The organism is Agromyces aureus, assembly GCF_001660485.1.
GTDB lineage: Bacteria > Actinomycetota > Actinomycetes > Actinomycetales > Microbacteriaceae > Agromyces > Agromyces aureus.
Genome location: NZ_CP013979.1, coordinates 3,809,706 through 3,832,098 on the forward strand (window position 1 = coordinate 3,809,706; position 22,393 = coordinate 3,832,098).

The following is a 22,393-nucleotide window of genomic DNA, read 5'->3' on the forward strand; positions in this document are numbered from 1 at the left end:
TCTCGACAGGATCGGGGACTCGATCTACTATTGATCAGACGATCAATAAGTTGCAGCGACGCTACCGACACGAGGTCACCATGTCAAGACCGGTCCGCAAGAAGGCCGCCCGCAAGACCCCGGCCGAACGCTCGGCCGAGATCACGGAGGCGGCGCGCGACGTCGCGCTCGAGCAGGGCCTGTACTCGGTCACCCTGCGCAGCATCGCCGCGCGCATCGACGTCGCCCCCGCGCTCGTCGCGCACTACGAGCCGAACATGGACGCCCTGATCGCCGGCACCTTCGGCACCATCGTCGCGACCGAGCTCGCCGAGGTCTCCTCGCTCCTCGCCCCCCTGCCGACGCCGCGCGAGCGATTGGCGCTCCTGCTCGACACCCTGCTCGACGGCTCGCGCGCCGACGTCACCGTCATCTGGGTCGAGGCGTGGGCCATGGGCCGACGCAACGAGGCGCTCGCGCAGCGCGTGCGCGACGAGATGGACGACTGGCACGCGTTCCTCCTCGGCATCGTCGAGACCGGCGTCGCGGCGGGCGAATTCGAGACGGACGACGCGGCATCCGTCGCCTGGCAGCTGCTCGGCATGATCGACGGGCTGAACGCGCACGCGCTCGTTCGCTGGGCCGATCCGAGCACCGACCCCGGCGATCGCGGGGCGCGCCTCGGCCTGGCCGTCGAGGGCATGCTGGGCGTCGCGCGAGGAGCACTCCGGGCACCGTGACGCGCGGCGTCGACCGCGCGCCGCGCCCTCGGGCCTCACCCGTCGATGTCGGATGCCGCGGCTAGCGTTGAGCCACGAGAGCACAGTCGGAGGGAGCCCGATGTACCTGGTCGACGGCACGGTGGTCACGAGCGCGAGCGACCTCAAGAAGGCCTCGGAGTGCGAGTTCGCGTTCCTGCGCGCGCTCGACGCCAAGCTCGGCCGCATCGACGCCGTGCCCGAACCCGAAGACGCCATGCTCGAGCGCTCGGGGCGCATGGGCGACGCGCATGAAGAACGCGTGCTCGAGCGCTATCGCGAGCAGTTCGGCACGGGCGTCGTCGAGATCGAGCGGCCCTCCGTGCGCGACGCAGCAGCCGTCGCCGCCGCGGTCGAGGCCACGAACGCCGCGTTCGCCGCCGGGGCGCCGGTCGTCTTCCAGGCGACCTTCGCCGACGACGGCTTCATCGGGTTCGCCGACTTCATCGTGCGCCAGCCCGACGGCCGCTATCTCGTGCAAGACAGCAAGCTCGCCCGTCGCGCCAGGGTCACCGCGCTGCTGCAGCTGGCCGCCTACGCGGAGCAGCTCGACCGCATCGGCGTACCCCGAGCCGACACCGTCGAGCTGCTGCTCGGCGACGGCACCACGAGCACGCACCGCCTCGACGACATCGCGCCCGTCTACCGCCTGCGTCGCGAGCGGCTCGAGCGCATCATCGCCGAGCGCCTCGCAGACTCCGGGCCCGTCGCCTGGGGCGATCCCCGCTACGGGCTCGACGGCCGCTGCGCCACCTGCGACCTCGAGGTGCAGGCGCACCGCGACGTGCTGCTCGTCGCCGGCCTGCGCGTGACGCAGCGCGTGCCGCTCGCCGAGGCCGGCATCGCGACGATCGATGCGCTCGCGGCATCCGACTCCCCGGTGCCGGGCGTGCTCGACGCGACCCTCGCGAACCTGCGCGTGCAGGCGCGCCTGCAGCTCCAGGCCGAGGCGGCGCTCAGGGCTGCGGATGCCGCGGGCAACCGTTCCCCCGACGACCCGCCCCTGCCGCCGCCCGTCGACGTGCGCGACCCGTCGGCGCTCGCGGCGATCCCCGAGCCCGACGCGGGCGACCTGTTCTTCGACTTCGAGGGCGATCCGCTCTACACCGAGGGCCCCGCGAAGGAATGGGGCATCGACTACCTCTTCGGCATGGTCGACGTCGATGAGGCGTTCACTCCGCTGTGGGCGCACAGCTTCGCCGAAGAGCGCGTCGCGCTCGAGCGGTTCCTCGACCTCGTCGCGGCGCGCCGGGCCGCCCACCCGAACCTGCACATCTACCACTACGCCAACTACGAGAAGGCCCACCTGCTCTCGATCGCGGCACGGCACGGCGTGCGCGAGGCCGAGGTCGACGCGCTGCTCGCCGACGGCGTGTTCGTCGACCTCTACCCGATCGTCAAGCGCGCGGTGCGCGTCGGCAGTCGCTCGTACTCCATCAAGAAGCTCGAGCCGCTCTACATGGGCACCGAGCTGCGCGAGGCCGAGGTCAAGTCGGGCGGCGACTCCATTCTCGAGTACGTGCGGGCGCGTCAGCTCGCCGCGACGGGCACCGCCATCGACCCCGACTCCGGGCTCACCGGCGACGAGGCGGCGCAGCTCGTGCTCGACGACCTCGCCGACTACAACCGGTACGACTGCGTGTCGACGCTGCGTCTGCGCGACTGGCTGCTCGGCCTCGCCCGCGCGGCGGGCGTGCCGTCGGTGCCCGAGTCGCAGCTCGTCGAGGCGGCGAAGGCCGAGGGCCGCGTCGCCGAGCCCTCGCCCGTCGCCCTGCACCTGCAGCAGCTCGCCGGCCCCCGCGACGGCGCCGACCGCGATGCCGACCACACGGCGCTCGCCCTCGCGGCCGCAGCGATCGACTACCACGACCGCGAGGCGAAGAGCTTCTGGTGGGCGCACTTCTTCCGCCTCGAGCAACCGCTCGAGGCCTGGGAGGAGCAGCGCGACGTGCTCGTCGTCGACCCCGCGGCATCCGTCGTCGTGCAGCCCTGGTTCCTCGAAGAGGGCAAGCGCGCCGAACGCCGGCACGTCCGCCTGCGCGGGCGCATCGCCCCCGGCTCGCGGTTCTCGGTCGGCGGCGAGGTCAACGTGCTCTACGACGCACCCGCTCCGTTCTCGACCACTCGCCCGCAGCGGCCAGGCGCCCGCACCGGGCGTTCGGTGCGCGTCCTCGAGGTGCTCGACGACGGCGTGGTGGTCGAGGAGTTCGCCGCCGGCGGCGACACCTGGCCGGGGCTGCCCATGGCGGTCGTGCCCGGAGCACCGCCTCGGGCCGGCGCGCAGAAGGACGCGATCGCGGGCTGGGCCGAGCGCATCGCGCGCATCTGGCCGAGCTGGCCGAAGAACGCCGCCGTCGACCTCCTTCGCCGTTCGGCACCGCGCACGCGCGACGGCCTCGGGCTCGGCGCGAGCGCGACGCTCGCGGCCCACCACGACTACGTCGCCGCCGTCACCGCGGGCCTGCAGCAGCTCGACGACTCCTACCTCGCCGTGCAGGGCCCTCCCGGCACGGGCAAGACCTACGTCGCCTCGCACGTCATCGCCGCACTCGTCTCGCAGCACGCCTGGAAGATCGGCGTCGTCGCCCAGTCGCACGCCGTGGTCGAGAACGTGCTCGACGCCACGATCCGGGCGGGGCTCGCGCCCGACCTCGTCGGCAAGGCGCCGAAGGACGGCGACCCCGGCCGTCACGAGTACACGCTGCTCGACAAGAAGCGCAACGGCCTCGCGCAGTTCGCCGAGGCGCACGCGACGACCGGATTCGTCGTGGGCGGCACCGCCTGGGACTTCGCCAACGACGAGCGCGTGCCCCGCGGCTCGCTCGACCTGCTCGTCATCGACGAGGCCGGTCAGTTCTCGCTCGCCTCGACGATCGCCGCCTCGGTCTCAGCCCGCAACCTGCTGCTGCTCGGCGACCCCCAGCAGCTGCCGCAGGTGAGCCAGGGCATCCACCTCGAACCCGTCGACACCTCCGCCCTCGGTTGGATCGCCGACGGACACGACGTGCTGCCCGCCGAGTTCGGCTTCTTCCTCGCCGAGAGCCGGCGCATGCACCCCGCCGTTGCGGCCCCCGTTTCGCGCCTGTCGTACGAGGGCGAACTGCGCTCGCACGAGGTCGCCTCGACCCGCTCGCTCGACGGGGTGCACCCCGGGCTCGTTCCCGTGCCCGTCGTGCACGAGGGCAACACGGTCGCCTCCGCCGAAGAGGCCAACGTCGTCGTCGCGCACGTCGAGGCGCTGCTCGGGCGCACCTGGGTCGATCCGACCGATCCGGATGCCGCGGGCGGGCGCCCGCTCGAACAACGCGACCTCATCGTGGTCACCCCCTACAACGCGCAGCTCACCCTCGTGCGCGACGCGCTCGACCGCGCCGGGTTCGGCGACGTGCCCGTCGGCACGGTCGACAAGTTCCAGGGCCAGGAGGCCGCGGTCGCGATCGTGTCGCTCGCCGCGTCGAGCGCGACCTCGGCGCCGCGCGGCGTCGAGTTCCTGCTGCTGAAGAACCGGCTCAACGTCGCGATCTCGCGTGCGAAGTGGGCGGCCTATCTGCTCTACTCCCCCGGACTGCTCGAGGCGCTGCCGCACACCCCCGCCGGGGTCGCCCAGCTCAGCGCGTTCGTGCGGCTCGTCGGCGCCGACCGGCCGCGGGCCGAACACGGTGGCGGCGAGCACGATGGTGCGCACGGCCGCGAACGAGGCGGCGAGCTCAGGCCCGTGGCCTGAGCTCGAGGGGCGTCAGTCGAGCTTGGCGATGATGGCGTCGATGCGGCGTTGCCGCGTCTCGGGCGTCTTCGCCGATTCGACGTTCACCACGTGCGCCTTGCGCGCGCTCGGCGACAGCGCGTCGAACCCGTCGCGGGCTCCGGCCGTCGCGAGGGCCGCTCCGAGGTCTGCGGGCACCTCGACGGTTCGTGGGGCCTGGTCGACCTCGAGGTCGACCACGATCGCGTCGCCGCCCTGGATTCCGGTCGCCGCGCGCTTGTCGGAGCTGAACGAGATCATGTACCGCCCGTCCATCACGGCGACCGTGCTGCGGTACTCGTAGCCGTTGACCGTCACGACGACCGGTGGCTTCCGCCCGGCGCCGAGCGCCTCGATCACCTCGGCCGGCACCTCGATGCCCGTGTTGTTGCCCGCCTGGGTCATCGTCGTCTCGAATCGCATGCGGCGAGTCTGCCACCGCCCGCGCATCCGCCGCACCCCATTGCGACATCCATCATCGTCTGCGCCGGAACACCGCCCACGGTCGCGTCACGCGAGCCCGGGCAGCCGTGGCGCACGCCCCGCGGCATCCGTCATCGTGACCGCCGCACCCGAGCCGCGACATCCGATGCTGGGAATACCGCTCAGCCTCGGAACGTAGATTCTCTGTATGACCTCCCCCGCTTCAGACCTGAACCCTGCCCGCATCACGATGTACGGAGCCGAGTGGTGCATCGACTGCCGCCGCTCGAAGGCCCTGCTCGACGGCCGCGGCGTCGACTACGACTACGTCGACCTCGAGGTCGAGCTCGACGGCGCCGACCGCGCGAAGGCCATCTCGGGCCGCACGCAGATCCCCGTGGTCGTGTTCCCCGACGGCACCCACTTCACCGAGCCGACCGACGCCGAGCTCGCCGCGAAGCTCGACGAGGCCATCGCCGCCTAGCCCCGGCGTCTTCGCGGAGCCCGAACACCGAGACGACGAACGGCCCCGGAGCATCGACGCTCCGGGGCCGTTCTGCATCCTGCCGCGAGCCGGACTAGTCGGCGAGCGCCGGGATCACTTCGGACGCGAACAGGTCGAGCCCGCTGCGGTCGTAGGCGATGCCAGGGAAGTAGTGGATCGCGTAGCCGAGACCCCGCTCACGGCGCTCCTCGAGCTTGGCGACGATCTCGCGCGGGGTGCCCACGAGCGCGTCGGCGGCGTGGAACGCGGCGAGATAACGCTCGGTGCCGGCAGGCCCGAGGTACGGGGCGACTCGCGCCTCGATCTCGGCCAGGCGTCGCTCGACGTCGGCGGCGTCCGTGCCGACGACGGTGTTGAAGTTCGACGACCGGGTGATCGAGTCGAAATCACGGCCGAGCCGCTCAGCGTGCCCGCGCAGGATCTCGCTCTTCTCGCTGAACACCTCGCGGCCGCCGTTGAAGTTCGTGTAGCTCGCGTACTTCGCGGCGATCTTCAGGGTGACCTTCTCGCCGCCGCCCGCGATCCACATCGGGATGCCGCCGGGCTGCAGGGGCTGCGGCTGCACCACGGCGTCGGTGATCTGCCAGAACTCGCCGTCGAGGGTCGCGCGCCCGGTGGTCCAGGCCTGGTGCATGACCTCGACGCCCTCGCGCAGCATCCGGAGCCTGGTCGGGGCGTCGGGGAATCCGTAGCCGTAGGCCAGCCACTCGTGCTCGTACCATCCGGCACCGATGCCCATCTCGGTGCGTCCGCCCGAGATGAGGTCGACCGTCGCGGCGACCTTCGCGAGGTAGGCGGGGTTGCGATAGGCCACGCACGTGCACATCTGCCCGAGGCGCACGCGCGAGGTCGACGCCGCGAACGCGGCCATGAGGGTCCACGCCTCGTGTGTCGCCTCGGTCTCGCTCGGCACGGGCACGGTGTGGAAGTGGTCGTACACCCAGATCGACTCCCATCCGGAGTCGGGCGCGTCGGCGTACGCGGCGAGGTCGTGCATGGTCTGCCAGTGCTCGGCCGGGTCGATGTCGACCAGGTCGTGGCGCCAGCCCTGAGGGATGAACATTCCGAAACGCATGCGAGCCAGCCTATGGGCGGCCCGCGTCGCGGACGGCGGGCTTGACAGGGTTGGGCGGATGCCGCGGCGCGGCGCCCTCGGACATTCCGCGTCTCAGCGCTGTCCCTGATGCCGAGCCGCCGAGGCATGCGTAACGTGCGCGGGATGAGCGACCTTCACTGCGAATTCTCCGCCGAGGACTTCACCGCGACCGCCTTCACGAGCTCGTCCGGACGCGTGATCCGCGTCACGGGCTTCGGCCTCTGCCCCTCCGCGGGGTGGGAGCTCTCCCTGGTCTCGACGAACCCGGGCGTCGTGCCGCACCCCGAGAGCCTCTGGCTCGAGCTGCGCGAGCGCGCGCCGAAGGGCCGCGGACGCGTGCTCGTCGATACCGGCGTGGAGGCGATCATCGAAGACGACCGGGCGACCGAGATCGTGGTGCGCTTCTCGTGGCGCGAGCCGTTCGCCATCCCGGTGGTCGAGTTCGACCGGTTCGGCGACCGGGTGGCGGATGCCGCGCGGCAGCCCGCCGCGGCATCCGTCACCGGATTCTGACCGGCGGCGCCGCGCTCAGGCCAGCGCGAACCGCAGTTCGGCCACGGCGGGTTCCTTCCAGCCCTCGCCGAGGTCGTCGCCGCGCACGGTGACGACCTTGCCACCCTTCGCGATCACGAGCATCGCCAACTGCGGCAGCAGGTCGCCGGCGGGGGTTCCGTCGGCGAGCGCGTCGCCCGTGCCGTTGCCACTCGCGAACTCGACGGCCCCGGTCTCCCGATCGAGCGTGCCGTTGACCGAGGTCGTGAAGTCGAACCAGAGCGTCTCGACCGCACCGTCGGCCGCGAGGCGCGCGATGGCCGCGAGGTCGCGTTCGACCCGGCCCGCAGTGCCCTCGGCGAGCGTGTCGAGCGCCTCGGCGGCCTCGGCGACGTTGAGGCGCGAGAGCTGCTCGCGCAGGGCGGCGTCGATCTCCGAGGCGCCGAGGCGGTCGGGCGAACCGGCCACGCCGACGGTGCGGCGGCCGTTGCGCGAGCGATCGAGGAACGCGCTCAGCAGCGGTTCGGCCGCGAAGACGAACAGCGGCACCCGGCCGTCGGGGTCGATGGCGGCGAGTTCGTGCTTGGTCGCGTCGGCGATGCGCTTGGCGTAGATGTCGAGCAGCTTCTTGCCGCGCTCGTCGCCGACCTCGCCGCGGTCGCCGTGCTGGCCGCCTCGCGGGCTGTGCTCATTGGGTTCGCGGTTGGTCGCCGCATCGAGGTTCGCCGGGTGCGACGGGTCGGTCTCGAGATGCGACGCCCGGGCGGTGGGCGTGGCGTGCCACAGCGCCCACTCGTTCGACGAGAGTGTCAGCGCGAAGGCCTCCTGGTCCTGGCTGGGCGCGCGCAGCAACTGCCCGAGCGTGAAGTGCGAGCCGACGTGCCAGGCATCGTCGAGTCGGTTCGGCAGCACGAACACCTCGGTGAATCCGGGTGCGACGAAGATCGCGAGCGAACGTGAGAGCCCGCCCCAGAGGACGAAGTCGCCCAGCACGCCGTCGCGTTCGCGGCGGAGTGCATCGAGTTCGGATGTCGGAGCGCCACCCTGCTTGACCTGGTCGATCGCGTGATCGAACGCGCTCTTGACCGAGACCTCGGCCCGTTCGCGTTCGTTCACCACCGGCGAGGTCGACGCGTAGATCGTGATGGCCGGATGGTGCGGGCCGGCCAGTGCTGCGAAATCGGCGCCGGTGGGCAGTTCGTGATGTACCGTCATGCGTTTCCTCCCCCGTGGAACGATGCGACGACGACGTCGCAGACCCCCAGCCTATGGAGGTGGCGGGGGCGCGCGACACCCCCAAGCAGGGAACGCTCAGCCGGTTCGGCAGAGCATGGTCGGCGCCGCCGGGTCACGGCGCGGCCGGGTCACGGCGCCGTCGTGACCGGAGCCCCGTCGGACTCGCGCTCCCACTCGCGCACGGCGCGTGCCGCGATGAACGGCGCACGCTGCTCGGCCCACTCGTCGACGGCGGCGAGTTCGGCCTCCTCCTGCTTGGCGACGAACGCGTCGGCGACGCGCCGGCCCGATTCGCGGCGGAGCCCGGCCCGGTACTCGGCGACGTCGAGCCTCGGCGCCGATTCGTCGCGCGCGGCGCGCAGCCGTTCGCCCGCGCGCTCGCGCTCGGCGGCGACGATCGTGTCATCGGTGATCCGGGCGACCTCGTCGTACGCGGTCGGGGCCATCAGGTTCTGCAGGGTCTTGGTGAGCACGGGCATGAGCTCGATGCACACGAACAGCAGGGCGATCATGAGGTGCGCGAACCCGAGCACGCCGTTGCGCTCGCCGATGCGCCACAACGCGTCGAGGCGGGCGAGCATGCCGGTGCTCTGATCGGCGGCCGCGTCGTATCGGGCCGCCTCGAGGTCGCGTGCCGCGGTCAGGCGCTCGAGGTCGGCGCTGTCGGCCGCGAGGGTCTGCTCGGCCTGCGCGATCGCCGCGACCGAGCCGGTCTCGATGCGCGCCTCGGCCTGGGCCTTCGCCTCGGCCTCTGCCGCCTTCGCGGCGTCGAGGGCCGCGAGCTTGCCGTCGCGATCGAGCTTCTTCGACTGCGTGATGGGACCGTCGCCGACGATGCCGGTGCCCCCGGTGCCGTCGAGCTCGGCGAGCCAGACGCGGTTCGCCTCGTCGTAGGCCGCCTGCGCCGCCGCGGTCGCGGCCTGCGCGGCGACGTAGTCGGCGTCGCCGGCCAGCGCGGCCCGCCCGCCGTCGGCGAGGAGCGCGCGCTGCGCCGCGACGCTCTCGGTCAGCGCCGGGATCTCGGCGTAGCGGGGGTCGGCGGCGAGCTGTTCCTCGAACGCCTGCTTCGCCTCGAGCACCATGACCTCGGTCTCGGCGGCGATCTCGCGCTCGAACACCTGGAGGGTGAGCGGGGTCGCGACGACCACGCCGATCACGAGCGCGAGCGCCACGCGCGGCAGCGCGAGCAGCAGGTTCGCCGAGGCCTTGGGCTGTCGGGGCATGCCGACGACGAGCATGCGATCGATCGCGAGGATCACGAGGCCCCAGCAGAAGCCGACGAGCACGGCGACCCAGATGGGCGCGGTGAGGGCCATCGCGAGCGCGAACGAGGCCGCGGCCGCCGAGACGGCCGCCGTCGCGATGAGCACGAGGCCCATCGCGAGGTACCGCTGCCGCTGGCCGGGTGCCAGGTCGAGCACGTCGGGTCGGGCCCCGCCGAAGGTCGCGAGTCTGTCACCGAGCCGGCTCATCCTGCCCCCGATCCGTATCCCGGATCGGTCCACCCCGGCCCGTCCGGCTCGACACGTTACTCCCCGGGGCGATGCGCGTCACTGGGGGAATCCCCCCAACCGACCCTGACGAACCCGACGTGGTTTCGAGACGCGTCGCCGCTCCGCGTCGGCGCTCCTCAACCAGCGTGCTCGTGCTCGAGACGCGCAGAACGGATGCGCTCAGCGGCGCACGGGGTGGTTCGAGCGGATCAATCCGGCGGGGTCGACCGCGAGCTTGACCGCGCGCAGGCGGTGCACGCGCTCACCCCAGAGCTGCTCGGCCGACCGGGCGTGCTCGGCGAAGTTCAGGTACTCCACCGGCGCGCGCCACGGCTCGATGCGCGAGAACAGCCGCCCGAGCGAGGCCACAAGCCCGTCGCCGATGCCCGGCATCGGGATGCCGGTCGCGAAGACGAGGTACTGCGCGTCGAAGCCCGAGACGACACCCGGGGCGGGCACGTCGTGCTCCTCGGTGAGGGCGAGCGCGGCATCGGGGTCGAGCGCGCCGCCGAGGTGGCGGAGCTCGGCCACGAGCAGCGCGGTGTCGGCGCCGGGGCCGACCGCGTCGAGGAACGCGCGCACGGTCGCGGGCGCGAGCTCGGAGAGCATCATGCCGTCGCCGTACCCGGGCGTCGGCTCCGGCGGGTCCATGTGCAGCGCCAGCAGGTCGGCGACCGGCTGCGGGTGCACGGTGTCGATCTCGGGCGAGAGCGCGCGGAGCGGCGCGAGCAGTTCGTCGGCGCGCTCGGGGCTCTCCTGGCAGACGGCCTCGACGATCACGAGCGAACGTCCGGAGAGGAACGGCGGCAGCTCGGGCAGCGGCGGCAGGCGCAGCACGCGTGCGGTCGAGGTGACGCTGTCGGGCAGTCCGCCGGTCCAGGCGGCCCACGTCTGCAGCACGTCCTCCGCGGCATCCAGCGGCCAGAGCATCATGCCCGCGACGACCTCGGTGATCGGGAAGAGGCGGAACTCGAGCGCGGTCACCACGCCGAAGTCGCCGCCGCCGCCGCGGATCGCCCAGAACAGGTCGGCGTCGTGCTCGTCGTCGACCCGGCGCAGCACGCCGTCGGCGGTCACGATCTCGGCCGCGAGCACCTGGTTCGCGGCGAGCCCGTGCGAGCGGGCGAGCCAGCTCACGCCGCCGCCGAGGGTGTAGCCCATGACGCCGACGTCGTGCGACGATCCGGCGAGCGCGGCCAGGCCGTACGGGGCCGCGGCGGCGACCACGTCGCCCCACTGCGCACCGGGTTCGATGCGCGCGACACGCGCCTCGACGTCGATCTCGACGTCGCGCAACTCGTGCATGCGCAGCAGCACGACCTCGGAGAAGTCCGCCTGCGCGGCGAGCGGGGCGGCATTGTGGCCGGTGGACTGGGCGGCGACGCCGAGCCCGGCGGCCGCGGCGGCACGCACGGTCTCGACGGCGTCGGACGTGCTCGCGGCCACGACGACCGCGGCGGGGCGCTGGTCGACCGCGAGGTTCCAGGCGAGCCGATCGGCGTCCCAGCCGGGGTCGCCGGGCAGGCTCAGGCGACCGTCGAGCCGGGCGGCGAGCCCCGAGAGCTCGTGGCGGATGCGGGCCGACGCGAGGTCGACGACGGGGGTGATCGGCGCGGAAGACGGACCCGACACGTCGACGAGCGACGAGACGGATTCCGCTGGCACCGAGGCGCGCGAGGCGGCGCCGGACACGGGGGTGTTCACTGGTGGTTCCTTTCGATGGGGTCGCGCCGCGGGCCCTGGCCCCACTCGGTGAGGCGGACGGCCGCGGGACTTCCCATCGGCACGCACGAACGCAAGACCCCATACAACGGCGACGGGCGGCGGCGCGCGCCAGTGGAACCCCTGCGATCTCCTCAGGGTTATCCCGAGGCGCACCGGATGCCGCGGCATCCGGAATACCGAGGCTCACCCGCTCGTTGAACCAGGCGATGTCTGAAACCCTGCGCCTGTCCGTGCTCGATCTCGTTCCCGTGCGGAGCGGCCAGACCAGTGCGGGGGCCGTCGCGGCATCCGTCGGTCTCGCGAAGCTCGCCGACCGCCTGGGCTACACCCGCTACTGGTTCGCCGAGCACCACAACATGCGCTCGGTCGCCTCGACGACGCCGCCCGTGCTCATCGCCGCGACCGTCGCGCAGACCGAGCGCATTCGCGTCGGGTCCGGCGGCGTCATGCTGCCGAACCACGCGCCGTTCGTCGTCGCCGAGCAGTTCGCCGCGCTCGAGGCCATCGCACCGGGCCGCATCGACCTCGGCCTCGGCCGTGCGCCGGGCAGCGACCCCGTCATCACGCAGCTGCTGCGCATCTCGGGCCCGACGGCCGACGTCGACCGGTTCCCCGATCACATCGCCGACATCCTGAGCCTCGTCTCGCCCGACGGCGCGACGCTGCGCCTCACGAGCGGACGCGAGTACGCGATCACGGCGACGCCCGCGGCGGCCGGGGTTCCGCTCGTGTGGCTGCTCGGGTCGAGCGACTACTCGGCGAAGCTCGCCGCCTCGCTGGGGCTGCCCTACGTGTTCGCCAACCACTTCTCGGGCGAGGGCCTCGAACGCGCGCTCGAGCTGTACCGCACCGAGTACCAGCCGAGCGAGGCGCACCCGACGCCCCAGACGTTCCTCACGGCGAACGCGTCGGTCGCCCCGACGCTCGACGAGGCCCGCGCCCGGGCCCTGCCGCAGCTGCGCGCCATGGCCCGCCTGCACTCCGGCCGCCCGATGCGCGAGCTCGAGACCGTCGAGGAGGCGCAGTCGGCGGCTGCCGACTCGGCGGTCGACCAGGTCATCGCCGGCATGGAGCGACGCTGGATCATCGGCGACCCGGTGGCCGCGGCATCCGAACTGCGCACCCTCGCGACCCGCCACGGCATCGACGAGATCATGATCTCGCCCATCGCGGGCTCGTACGCGACCGAGGCGACGGATGCCGCACCCGGCCGCGAGCAGACCCTCGCGCTGCTGGCCGAGCAGGTGCTGCCGCCGATCGAGTAGCCGCGCCCGCCGGTCGAGGAGGGCGGCGTCTCGATCGGCATGTGCGCCCGCGCACGTGACGACGCCCGCACGACGTGAGTCGTGCGGGCGTTCTGTTTACGGCGGGGTGAGCCTGACTGCGGGGTGAGCGTGCTCAGGCCGCGAGGCCGAGGCGCCGCAGGTCGTCGCCGGTGGCGCCGTACTCGGATCCGGCCTCGACGACGTACTCGCGAGGAACCCTGGCCGCGTTCTGCACCCTGGCCTCCTTGCCGACCTGGGCGAAGGGGCCCACGACGGCACTGCGACCGACGACCGCGCGCTGTCCGACGCGGGCGCTCACGCCCACGACCGCACGCTCGGCGACGATCGCTCCGGCCTCGACCCATCCGCCGTGCTCGATGCGCGCTCCGCGCTGCACCTCGGCTCCGGGGTCGACGTACGCCGTCGGGTCGACGAAGGCGCTCGGGTCGACCTTCGCCGTCGTCGAGACGAGGCCACGGCCGTTCGCGTGCTTGCGGTAGCGACGCAGGACCCCGGCTTCGTCTTCGAACTCGACGTAACTGATTCCCACGTTGTCCTCCCTCCGGCGCGGGGTCTTCCGCACCCGGACATTGGTACAACACCGCAGATCGGCGTCGCATTCCCGGACGCGGGCGGCGTCGGTCGGCCACGGATGCGGGCCTCCGATGCCGGCCACGCGCACGGTTTCTCAGTGCCTGCCCTGATTCGCCCGGGTGCCAGCACCGAGATCGTGGGAAATCGGTGGCGAGCGGCATCCGCACGTGGCTAGCGTCGCCCCTCGTGCCGCGTGTTCAGCGGCATGCGGCCGGTGCGTCCGCCCGGTTCGCCGCCTCCGTCGAAGAGATCCGCATGTCGAACTACCTGCTCTGCTCCAACCCGATCCAGGGACACGTCGCCCCGATCGTGGCCATCGCCGGCGACCTCGTGTCGCGCGGCCACCGCGTCACCGTGCTGACCGGTTCGCGCTTCCGCGATGCGGTCGAGGCGGTCGGCGCGACCCACCGCGCACTCGGCGGCCTCGCCGACTACGACGACCGCGAGATGCAGCGGCAGCTGCCCGACCGCGACCGGTACCGGGGCATCGCCAAGTTGCAGTACGACGTGCAGACGATCTTCGTGAAGACCGTGCCCGACCAGTTCGCCGCGGTCGAGGCCGCGATCGACGAGGTCTCGCCCGACGCGATCGTCGTCGAGGCGGCGTTCGCGGGCGTGCTGCCACTGCTGCTCGACGGGCGGCGCTCGGGCGGCACGCAGCCGCCGGTGATCGCCGTCGGCGTGCTCCCGTTCAGCCAGTCCAGCGTGGATGTCGCGCCCTACGGCCTCGGGCTCCTGCCCGCGCCCGGTGCGGCCGGCCGGGTTCGCAACCGGGTGCTGAACGTGCTCGTGCAGCGCGTCGTGTTCCGCGCGACCCAGAAGCTCGCGAACGACGTGATGCATTCGCTCGGACGCCCGAGCCTGCCGTCGTTCGTGCTCGACCTGTCCCGACTGCACGAGCGGTTCCTGCAACTCGGCCCCGCCGACTTCGAGCCGCCGCGCCGCGACCTCACGCCGACCGTGCGCTTCGTCGGCACCGTGCTGCCGCCGGCTCCGGCGACGGGCCCGCTGCCCGAGTGGTGGCCCGAGCTCGACGGCGCCCGCCCCGTCGTGCACGTGACGCAGGGCACGATCGACAACCAAGACCTCGACCGGCTCATCCGCCCGACCGTGGACGCCCTCGCCGACCGGAACGTGCTCGTGGTCGTCTCGACCGGCGGGCGCCCGGTGGCCGAGCTCGGCGAGCTGCCGGCCAACGCGCGCGCCGCTGAGTTCCTGCCCTACGACCTGCTCATGCCGAAGACCGATGTGTTCGTCACGAACGCCGGGTACGGCGGTACCCAGTTCGCGCTGAGCCATGGCGTGCCGATCGTCGCCGCGGGCGACACCGAGGACAAGCCCGAGGTGTCGATGCGCGTCGAGTGGTCGGGCGCCGGGGTGAACCTCCGCACGGGCACGCCGACGGCGGACGCCGTGCGCAAGGCCGTCGACCGTGTTCTCGCCGACCGCGGATTCACGGACCGCGCGCAGGCCCTGGCCGACGCGATCGCCGGGTACGACACGTTCGACCTCATCGAGGCCGAGCTCGAGGCGGCCGTGCTCGCGCACGCATCGCGGAGGCCGGCGGGCACGCCGACCGAGTAACGCCGAGCGGCCACCGGCCGGCCGGTCCGCACGACGGGGTGTCGCGGCATCCGACACCAAAGGTTAGGCTGTCCTAAGCCGATCGCTCGGCGAGCCCCCTCCACCTGCCGCTCCGGCCATGCTGCGGCCGACCCTCGGGACCCACGTGACCGCCGCACCCCTCATCAGCCTCGATGCCGTGAGCATCCGCCACGACGAGTCGGCGCGTGCGACACCGGCCGAGGTCTCGTTCGAGGTGCGTCCGGGCGAGGTCGTGCTGCTGCTCGGGCCATCCGGGTGCGGCAAGTCGACGCTCGCGCTCGCGCTCGACGGGCTCATCCCGCACGCCGTGCCCGCCACGCTCGACGGCACGGTGCGCGTCGCCGGCCTCGACAGCGCCGAGCACACCGTCGCGGAGCTCAGCGAGCACGTCGCCATGGTCTTCCAGGACCCCGACGCGCAGGTCGTGACCGGCACGCTGCTCGACGAGGTCTGCTTCGGCCCCGAGAACCAGCTCCTGGCGGCCGGCGAGGTGCTCGAACGCGCCGAACGCGCACTCAAGCTCGTCGGACTCTGGGAGCGCCGCACCGACAACCCCGACGTGCTCTCGGGCGGAGGCCGCCAGCGCCTCGCGATCGCCTGCGCGCTGGCCCTCGCCGCCCCCGTGCTCGTGCTCGACGAGCCGACCGCGAACCTCGACCCGGCCGGCATCGACGAGGTCTACGCGGTGCTCCGCGATCTCGCGAGCGAGCGCGACCACGCCATCGTGCTCGTCGAGCACAACCTCGACGCCGCCGTCGACATCGTCGACCGGGTGATCGTGCTCGACGCCGACGGCCGACTCGTGATCGACGGCCCCGCGCGCGACGTCCTGCAGAACCGCACCGAGCAGCTCCTCCGGCTCGGCGTGTGGCTGCCCGTGTCGACGCTCGCGGCGCTGCACCTGCGGGACGCCGGGGTCGTGCTCGACCCGCTGCCGCTCAGCCCGTCCGAGCTCGCCGCCGCGCTCGACGCCGTCGACGTGCTGCCGTCGCCGCGCCTCGACGGTCCGCCCGACGCCGCAACCGCTGACGCCGCCTCAGCCTCCTCCGACGCCTCCCCCGCCATCACCGTGCGCGACTGCTCGGTGCGACGCGGCGGTCGCCGAGGACCGGTCGTCGTCGACGGGGTCGACCTCGACGTGGCATCCGGCGACTTCCTCGCGATCGTCGGCACGAACGGCGCGGGCAAGACCACGCTGCTGCAGGCCATCGCGGGCGTCATCGCCTCGCCGAAGGGCAGCGTCGACGTGCTCGGCATCGACCCGTCTCGGGCCGACGCGCGCACCCGCGCACGACAGATCGGCTTCGTGTTCCAGAACCCCGAGCACCAGTTCGTCGCGCACACCGTGGCCGAGGAGCTCGAGCTCGGGCTGCGCGTGCAGGGGGCCGATGACGAGACCCGCCGCGCAGAGGTCGACCGCATGCTCGCCCGCTTCGACCTGACCGAGCATCGCGACCGGCACCCGTTCCTGCTCTCGGGCGGGCAGAAGCGCCGCCTCTCGGTGGGCACCGCGCTCGTCGCCGGCGCGCCGGTGCTCGCGCTCGACGAGCCGACCTTCGGACAGGATCGCGCCCGCGCCTCCGAGCTGCTCGACATCCTCAGCGGGCTCAACGCCGAGGGCACGACCGTGCTCGTCGTCACGCACGACCTGCAGCTCGTCGCCGACCACGCCACGCACGTCGCGGTCATGCGCGACGGCCGACTGCTCGGCGTGGGTACGACGGCCGAGGTGCTCGCGGGTCCGCTGATCGAGGCGGCCGGGCTGCGGCATCCGCCCCTCGCTCGAGCGACCCGCGGCCTCGCGTCGCACCCCGAATGGCATGCGGTGACCCGGATGTCGCAGCTGCCCGTTGCCCGGCAGGCCGCCGCATGAGCGCCGTCACGCCCGACCTGACGCCCGAGGCGCCCGCGCAGGCGCCGCACGCGGCGGCACCCCCGAACGCACCGGCACCCTCCGACACGACCACGGGCGTGGTGCCCGCCGCGCCTCAGCCCCAGCCCGCAGTGCCCGCTCACCGCGTCATCGACCCGTACGCCGAGCAGGCGCCGGCCCCCGGCATCCGCTTCCTGCACCACCTCAACCCGCTCGCGAAGTTCGCGGCGCCGCTGCCCGTGATGCTCGCGCTGATCTTCACGCGCGGCCTCGCGATCCCGATCGCATTCATCGTGCTGGCCCTCGCGCTGCTCGTGATCGGCGCCCGGCTGTCGGGCCGTGCGCTGGCGGTGCTGCTGCTCGGCGTGCCGGTCGTGATCCTCGTGCTGGGGGTCAGCTTCGGGCTGTGGGTCGACCCGGATCGCATCCCCGGCGGGGGCGCCGCGGCATCCGTCGTCCTCTTCTCGATCGGCGACTGGAGCTTCACGCTCGCGGCGTACCTCGTGGGCCTCGCGACCGCGCTGCGCATCGCCGCGCTGCTCATGCTCTCGCTCATCGCGGGACTGACCACGAGCGGGCCCGAGCTCGTGCGCGCGCTCGTTCAGAACCTGCGCGTGCCCTACCGCATCGGCTACACGGCCCTCGCGGCGCTGCGGTTCGTGCCGCGCTTCGGGCACGAGCTCGAGGTCATCCGCGCCGCGCATCGCGTGCGGGGAACGGATGCCGGTCGCGGGCCGATCGCGGCCGTCCGCCGCACGATCGGCACGGCGATCCCGCTGCTCGCGAGCGCCATCCGCCATGCCGAGCGCGTCGCCCTCGCGATGGACGCCCGCGCGTTCGGAGCCCACCCGACGCGCACCGAGCGCACCATCAGCCTTTGGCGCGTGCGCGACACGGTCTTCGTGCTCGCGTTCTGGGTGGTCTCGGCCGCCATCTACTGGTGGGCGCTGCAGGCCGGACTCGGCGGCGTCACCGCCGACCGCACGGAGGTCGGACTGTGACCGCCCTGCCACCCCCTCAGACCACCCGCACTCCCACGACCCCCGAATCCGAGAGGTTCCCCGATGGCCAAGACGCATAGCCGCCAGGTGAAGACCGAGCGCACCACCCCGATCGAGCTCGAGGTGCTCGCGACGACGCGCGTGAGCCCGTCGTTCGCGCGCATCACCGTGGGCGGCGGCGAGATCGACCGGTTCACGCCGCGCGGGTTCGACCAGTGGTTCCGCCTGTTCCTTCCGCCCGAGGGCGCCGACGAGGTGCGACTGCCCGATCGCGACGGCTACCTCGGCTACGCGCAGCTGCTGCGCACGCCGAAAGCCGTCCGGCCGGTGATGCGCAACTACACCGTGCGCGAGTTCCGCCCGGCGACGGCCGAGCGCGGCGCCGAGCTCGACATCGACTTCGTGCTGCACGAGAGCCCCGAGACGGGCGGGCTCGAGGGCGTCGCGGCGTCGTGGGCCGACTCGTGCAAGGCCGGCGACCGCGTCGGCATCCTCGACGAGGGCTACGGCTTCGACGCCCCCGAGACGGCCGCGTGGTTCCTGCTCGTCGCCGACGAGACCGGCCTGCCCGCGGTCGCCGGCATCTGCGCCTCGCTGCCCGTCGACGCGAGCGGCGTCGCGATCGTCGAGATCCCGCACGCCGACGATGCGCAGGCCTTCCCGACCCCGGCGAACGTCGTCGTGCACTGGGTCGTGCGCGACCATGACGACCGCCCGGGTGCGGGCGCGTACGCAGCGGCGGCCACGCTCGAACTGCCCGCCGACGTCGTGGCCCACGCCTACGCGGTCGGCGAATCGGGGCTCGCCACCGGCATCCGTCGTCTGCTCGTGAACGAGCGCGGCTGGGCGAAGACCGACGTGAGCTTCTGCGGGTACTGGCGCCTGCCGAAGGGCGCGCCCGCGGTCGAGACCTCCCAGCTGATCGGAGCCTGAGCCGTGCCCGCGAACACGACGCCGTCGACCCGCCCGACCCGCCCGACCAGGCCGACCCGCATGAAGACGCCCACTCGGCTGCTGCTGACCTGCGCCGCGATCGGCGCCGCCGCGGGCCTCGTACTCATCCCGGCGTTCGTGCTCTCGACCACGGTCGCGCCCGCGATCCCGCTGCTGTATGCGGCGTTCGCCGGCATCTGGAGCGTCCCGTTCGTCATCGCGCTCGCGCTGCTGCGCCAGCCCGGCGTCGGCCTGCTCACCTCGCTCATCGCTGGTCTCATCAACGCGGTGCTCACGCCGCAGGGCCCGTCGGCGATCCTCACGTGCCTCATGATCGGCGCGATGGTCGAGATCCCGCTCGCGCTCGGCCTCTACCGGTCGTTCCGCCCGTGGATCTTCTACGTCGGCGCCGGCGCTTTCGCGCTCCCGTACGCGCTCTACTCGATGCCGTTCCTCGGCGTCGACACGTTCCCGCTCTGGGCGCAGATCGCCTACCCGACGCTGTCGGTGCTGTCGAACCTCGCCGGCGTGTGGCTCGGCCTGCTCATCGCCCGCCGCCTCGAACGCACGGGCGTCGCACGCGGCCTGCAGCGCCCGGTTCGGCGCATCAGGGCGACGGATGCCGCGGCGCAGGCGGATGCCGGTGCGCCGGCGTCTCCCGCACCGGCCGCCTGAGACATCCGCCACCTGCCGGGGAGTCGGCCGCAGACGCGGAACGGGCCGCAGCGAGTGATCGCTGCGGCCCGTTCGCATGCCGGATGCCGGCTGACGGATGGCGGGTTGCTACGCCGCCGGCTTCGTGTCGAGGATCTCGACCAGGAACACGAGCGTCTGCCCGCCGAGGTCGGCCGCGGCCGGGTCGGTGCCGTACGCGTAGACGGGCGGGATCGACACGATGAGCTTCGTGCCGACCTTCTGGCCGACGAGCGCAGCACCGAAGCCCTGGATCACCTGGTCGGTGGAGAACTGCGCGGGGTCGCCGCCGTAGCTCTGGTCGAAGACCTCGCCGGTGTCCCAGCTGGTGCCCTGGTAGTTGAGGGTCACGGTGTCACCGGTGGCGACGACGTCGCCGTCGCCCTCTTCGAGCACCTTGAGCTGGTAGTCGGTCGGCGGCGCGGTGTCGGGCAGCGTGACCGTGGGGGCCTCGCCCTCGGCGCCGAACTTCACCTCGGGCACGTTCTCGGTCCACTCCTTGGCCTCGAGCGGCTCCTGCACGTCGACGACGATGACGACGCTCTCGCCCGCGGCGAGTCCGACGTTCTCGTTGCCGGCGCCGTCGTAGAGGGCCGATGCGGGAGCGACGGTGACGGTGCGCGACCCCGTGGGCACGCAGTCGATGCCCGCGAGGAACGCCTCGTAGACGCCCTCGCCGCCGGCCTCGATGGTGGCGGGCTGCGAGAAGAGCTGGGTTCCCGAGTTGCCGGCGAACGCGCTGACGACGGCGTTCACGCTGTCGCCGGTCGCGGTGACGTCGCCGTCGCCCTCGATCGCGATCGTGCGCTGCAGCTCCTCGGCTTCGAGCGGGGTGTCGAAGGTGACGGTCGGCACGGCGCCGAAGTCGCCCTCGACCTTGACGCCGTCGCTCAGGGCGCCGGACGGGAGGTCCATGCAGTCGGCGGCGGACGGGGTGTCGGTCGCCTTCGGGTCGGCGCTGCCGGCGCATCCGGCGAGGAGCAGGACGGCGGCTGCTGTGGCGAGCGCGGCGGGCGCGGCACGGCGCAGGGCACGATTCATGAGGGGGTCTTCTCGATTCGATCGGAAAGGCGGAAGAGTCCAGTCTGCACGTTCGGGCTTTCGATTGCCTGAATTCCAGACATCCGAGCCGATCAGCAGCAGAATGGGCACATGGGGGAACAGTCTGACGTTCGGGGTACCGTCCGGCATTTCGTCGAGCATGCCTCGGCGTTCACGGAGCTCGATCCGGTGGTGTGGGATCCGATCTCGATGGCGACCGTGCTGCGATCCGCACCGCAGTTCGGCGAACTCGTGCTCGACGCGTGCTGCGGCAACGGCGCCTCGGCACTGGCCACGGCCGAGCTCGTGGGGCCGACGGGGGTCGTCGATGCGGTCGACCTGTCGGAGACGATGATCGAGCTCGCGCGCGAACGGGTCGAACGTGAGGCGGGCCAGCTGCCGCAGTTGCGCCTGCACGCCGCCGACGTGCTCGAGTGGGAGCCGACCGGGTACGACCTCGTGCAGTGCGTGCTCGGGGTGTTCTTCTTCCCCGATGCGGATGCCGGTGCGCAGCGTCTCGTCGAACGCGCCAAGCCGGGCGGGCGGTTCGCCGTGACCCTCTGGGCGCCGACCGCCCTGCGCGAGTTCACGAAGGCGCTGTGCGACGCCGTCGAGTCCGAGGGCGGAGACATCGGAGCCGCGGCGGTCGCCGACTACCGTGACCGGTCACGGCCCGAGCTGCCCGAGACGCCGGGCGCGCTCGGCCAGTGGCTGGGCGCGCTGGGCCTGGAGCACACCCGGAGCGAACTCGTGCCGCGGCACCTCGACCTCGACGACGATCTGGCCTGGAAGCTCGTCGTCGGCATGTCGCGGGCGCGCCTCATCGCCGACCTCGACGACGAGGCGCGCGACGCCGTCGCCGCTCGGTTCCACGAGATCCTGGCCGAGCGCAAGATCACCCGAGTCGACGTCTCGACGCTCATCGGCGTGGGGCACGTGCCGGCCTCGGCGCCCGCGAACGCGAACTCGAACGCGAACGCGAACGCGAACGCGAACCCGCCGCGCTGACGCCTCGCGCCCGCGGTGTCAGCCCGGTTCGCCGCCCGTCGCCGCGGGCCGCGAGGCGTCATTCGACCACTGGCTCCAGGATCCGGGGAAGAGTGCGGCGTCGACGCCGGCGATCGCGAGCGCGGCGACCGCGTGCGCTCCCGTGACGCCGGATCCGCAGTAGGTCGCGACGTCGGCGCCCGGCACCGCGCCGAGCTCGGCGTACTGCGCACGCAGCACCTCGGCCGGCAGGAACCGCCCGTCGGCGTCGAGCGTGGTCGCGGTCGGCGCCGAGCGCGCGCCCGGGATGTGTCCCGCCCGGGGGTCGACGGGCTCGACCTCGCCGCGGTAGCGCTCGGCCGCGCGCACGTCGAGCAGCACGCCGTGGCCCGGGAGTGCGGCGGCCTGATCGATGTCGAGCACCGGCATGCCGCCGTAGCGGGCGGTCGCATCGCCGGGTTCGGGCACGACGTCGTCGGTGTCGAGCGGATGCCCCGCCGCGCGCCAGGCGCCGAGCGCCCCGTCGAGCAGGCGAACGTCGGCGAAGCCGGCGTACCGCAGCAGCCACCACGCGCGCGCGGCCGACTGGTTGCCGAGGTCGTCGACCACGACCACGGTGTCGCCGTCGCGCAGACCCCAGCGGCGCATGGCCGCCGTGAGCGTCGATTCGGAGGGGAGCGGGTGGCGGCCGGCGCCGACCACGTCGTGGTCGGCCAGCTCGGTGTCGAGGTCGACGTACACGGCTCCCGGAATATGCCCGGCCCGGTATGCCCCGCTTCCGTCGGGCTGCGCGAGGGTCCAGCGCACGTCCAGCACGACCGTGCGCGCATCGGTCGCGGCCGCGTCGACGCGCGAGTCGGGGTGCGCGGCGGGGCGCGCGTCGGGGCGCGCAGCCAGACGCGAGGCGAGTTCGTCGACGGTGATGAGGATCGGCATCCGTCCATCCTGCGCC

The 22,393-nt window shown here is 72.8% G+C and carries 19 protein-coding genes; 11 read left to right on the plus strand and 8 right to left on the minus strand.

Going from position 1 to position 22,393, the window contains the following annotated elements:
* Positions 1-80 precede the first annotated feature (80 nt).
* The gene (locus tag ATC03_RS17020; protein ID WP_067879709.1) at positions 81-719 is read left to right on the plus strand and encodes a TetR/AcrR family transcriptional regulator; all 639 of its coding nucleotides are present in this window, start codon (positions 81-83) and stop codon (positions 717-719) included.
* Between the two features lie 100 nt (positions 720-819).
* Entirely contained in the window at positions 820-4,461 is a 3,642-nt protein-coding gene (locus tag ATC03_RS17025; protein ID WP_067879712.1) for a TM0106 family RecB-like putative nuclease, read from the plus strand.
* A 12-nt stretch (positions 4,462-4,473) separates the two neighbouring features.
* On the opposite strand, the gene ATC03_RS17030 is transcribed toward ATC03_RS17025, so the two are convergent.
* Positions 4,474-4,902 carry a YdeI/OmpD-associated family protein gene (locus ATC03_RS17030; RefSeq protein WP_067882496.1) on the minus strand — a complete coding sequence of 143 codons (429 nt, stop codon included), beginning with the start codon at positions 4,900-4,902 and terminating at the stop codon, positions 4,474-4,476.
* 208 nt (positions 4,903-5,110) lie between these two features.
* On the opposite strand from ATC03_RS17030, the gene ATC03_RS17035 reads away from it, so the two are divergent.
* Positions 5,111-5,386: a glutaredoxin family protein gene (locus ATC03_RS17035; protein ID WP_067879715.1), complete on the plus strand. Its 276-nt coding sequence runs from the start codon at positions 5,111-5,113 to the stop codon at positions 5,384-5,386.
* Positions 5,387-5,480: 94 nt separating this feature from the next.
* On the opposite strand, the gene ATC03_RS17040 is transcribed toward ATC03_RS17035, so the two are convergent.
* Positions 5,481-6,482: a TIGR03560 family F420-dependent LLM class oxidoreductase gene (locus ATC03_RS17040; protein WP_067879718.1), complete on the minus strand. Its 1,002-nt coding sequence runs from the start codon at positions 6,480-6,482 to the stop codon at positions 5,481-5,483.
* 144 nt (positions 6,483-6,626) lie between these two features.
* Here ATC03_RS17040 and ATC03_RS17045 point away from each other — a divergent pair, with 144 nt between their 5' ends.
* Complete coding sequence (locus ATC03_RS17045) at positions 6,627-7,016, plus strand: hypothetical protein (protein WP_067879721.1); 390 nt, start codon at positions 6,627-6,629, stop codon at positions 7,014-7,016.
* Between the two features lie 15 nt (positions 7,017-7,031).
* Here the strand turns inward: ATC03_RS17045 and ATC03_RS17050 are convergent, their stop codons facing one another.
* From ATC03_RS17050 to ATC03_RS17060, 3 genes are all read right to left on the minus strand, one after another.
* The gene (locus ATC03_RS17050) at positions 7,032-8,210 is read right to left on the minus strand and encodes a baeRF3 domain-containing protein (RefSeq protein ID WP_067879724.1); all 1,179 of its coding nucleotides are present in this window, start codon (positions 8,208-8,210) and stop codon (positions 7,032-7,034) included.
* A 149-nt stretch (positions 8,211-8,359) separates the two neighbouring features.
* Positions 8,360-9,703 (minus strand): DUF4407 domain-containing protein, encoded by a 1,344-nt coding sequence (locus ATC03_RS17055; RefSeq protein ID WP_067879727.1) that lies wholly within the window; start codon positions 9,701-9,703, stop codon positions 8,360-8,362.
* A gap of 201 nt (positions 9,704-9,904) precedes the next feature.
* Positions 9,905-11,428: an FAD-binding oxidoreductase gene (locus ATC03_RS17060; RefSeq protein WP_227820147.1), complete on the minus strand. Its 1,524-nt coding sequence runs from the start codon at positions 11,426-11,428 to the stop codon at positions 9,905-9,907.
* A 227-nt stretch (positions 11,429-11,655) separates the two neighbouring features.
* Between ATC03_RS17060 and ATC03_RS17065 the strand changes: the two genes are divergently transcribed.
* Entirely contained in the window at positions 11,656-12,714 is a 1,059-nt protein-coding gene (locus ATC03_RS17065; protein WP_067879730.1) for an LLM class flavin-dependent oxidoreductase, read from the plus strand.
* A gap of 133 nt (positions 12,715-12,847) precedes the next feature.
* On the opposite strand, the gene ATC03_RS17070 is transcribed toward ATC03_RS17065, so the two are convergent.
* Positions 12,848-13,264, minus strand: a complete 417-nt coding sequence (locus tag ATC03_RS17070; protein WP_067879733.1) for a hypothetical protein — start codon at positions 13,262-13,264, stop codon at positions 12,848-12,850.
* 230 nt (positions 13,265-13,494) lie between these two features.
* Here ATC03_RS17070 and ATC03_RS17075 point away from each other — a divergent pair, with 230 nt between their 5' ends.
* The 5 genes from ATC03_RS17075 (at position 13,495) to ATC03_RS17095 (ending at position 19,395) form a co-directional block, all read left to right on the plus strand.
* Positions 13,495-14,892, plus strand: coding sequence for a glycosyltransferase (locus ATC03_RS17075; protein ID WP_152030999.1), 1,398 nt, complete (start codon positions 13,495-13,497; stop codon positions 14,890-14,892).
* A 145-nt stretch (positions 14,893-15,037) separates the two neighbouring features.
* Positions 15,038-16,786 (plus strand): ABC transporter ATP-binding protein, encoded by a 1,749-nt coding sequence (locus ATC03_RS17080; protein WP_227820148.1) that lies wholly within the window; start codon positions 15,038-15,040, stop codon positions 16,784-16,786.
* The gene (locus ATC03_RS17085) at positions 16,783-17,787 is read left to right on the plus strand and encodes an energy-coupling factor transporter transmembrane component T family protein (protein ID WP_084003583.1); all 1,005 of its coding nucleotides are present in this window, start codon (positions 16,783-16,785) and stop codon (positions 17,785-17,787) included. Before ATC03_RS17080 ends, ATC03_RS17085 begins: the two co-directional genes overlap by 4 nt.
* A 63-nt stretch (positions 17,788-17,850) precedes the next feature.
* Positions 17,851-18,720 (plus strand): siderophore-interacting protein, encoded by an 870-nt coding sequence (locus tag ATC03_RS17090; protein WP_067879739.1) that lies wholly within the window; start codon positions 17,851-17,853, stop codon positions 18,718-18,720.
* Positions 18,721-18,723: 3 nt separating this feature from the next.
* Positions 18,724-19,395: an ECF transporter S component gene (locus ATC03_RS17095; RefSeq protein ID WP_084003584.1), complete on the plus strand. Its 672-nt coding sequence runs from the start codon at positions 18,724-18,726 to the stop codon at positions 19,393-19,395.
* Positions 19,396-19,503: 108 nt separating this feature from the next.
* Here the strand turns inward: ATC03_RS17095 and ATC03_RS17100 are convergent, their stop codons facing one another.
* Complete coding sequence (locus ATC03_RS17100) at positions 19,504-20,454, minus strand: FKBP-type peptidyl-prolyl cis-trans isomerase (RefSeq protein ID WP_067879744.1); 951 nt, start codon at positions 20,452-20,454, stop codon at positions 19,504-19,506.
* A gap of 111 nt (positions 20,455-20,565) precedes the next feature.
* On the opposite strand from ATC03_RS17100, the gene ATC03_RS17105 reads away from it, so the two are divergent.
* Positions 20,566-21,462 (plus strand): class I SAM-dependent methyltransferase, encoded by an 897-nt coding sequence (locus ATC03_RS17105; RefSeq protein ID WP_067879747.1) that lies wholly within the window; start codon positions 20,566-20,568, stop codon positions 21,460-21,462.
* An 18-nt stretch (positions 21,463-21,480) separates the two neighbouring features.
* Here ATC03_RS17105 and ATC03_RS17110 read toward each other — a convergent pair whose 3' ends face one another.
* A complete protein-coding gene (locus ATC03_RS17110) occupies positions 21,481-22,377 on the minus strand; it encodes a sulfurtransferase (RefSeq protein ID WP_084003586.1) in 897 nt (298 codons plus the stop codon).
* Positions 22,378-22,393 lie beyond the last annotated feature (16 nt).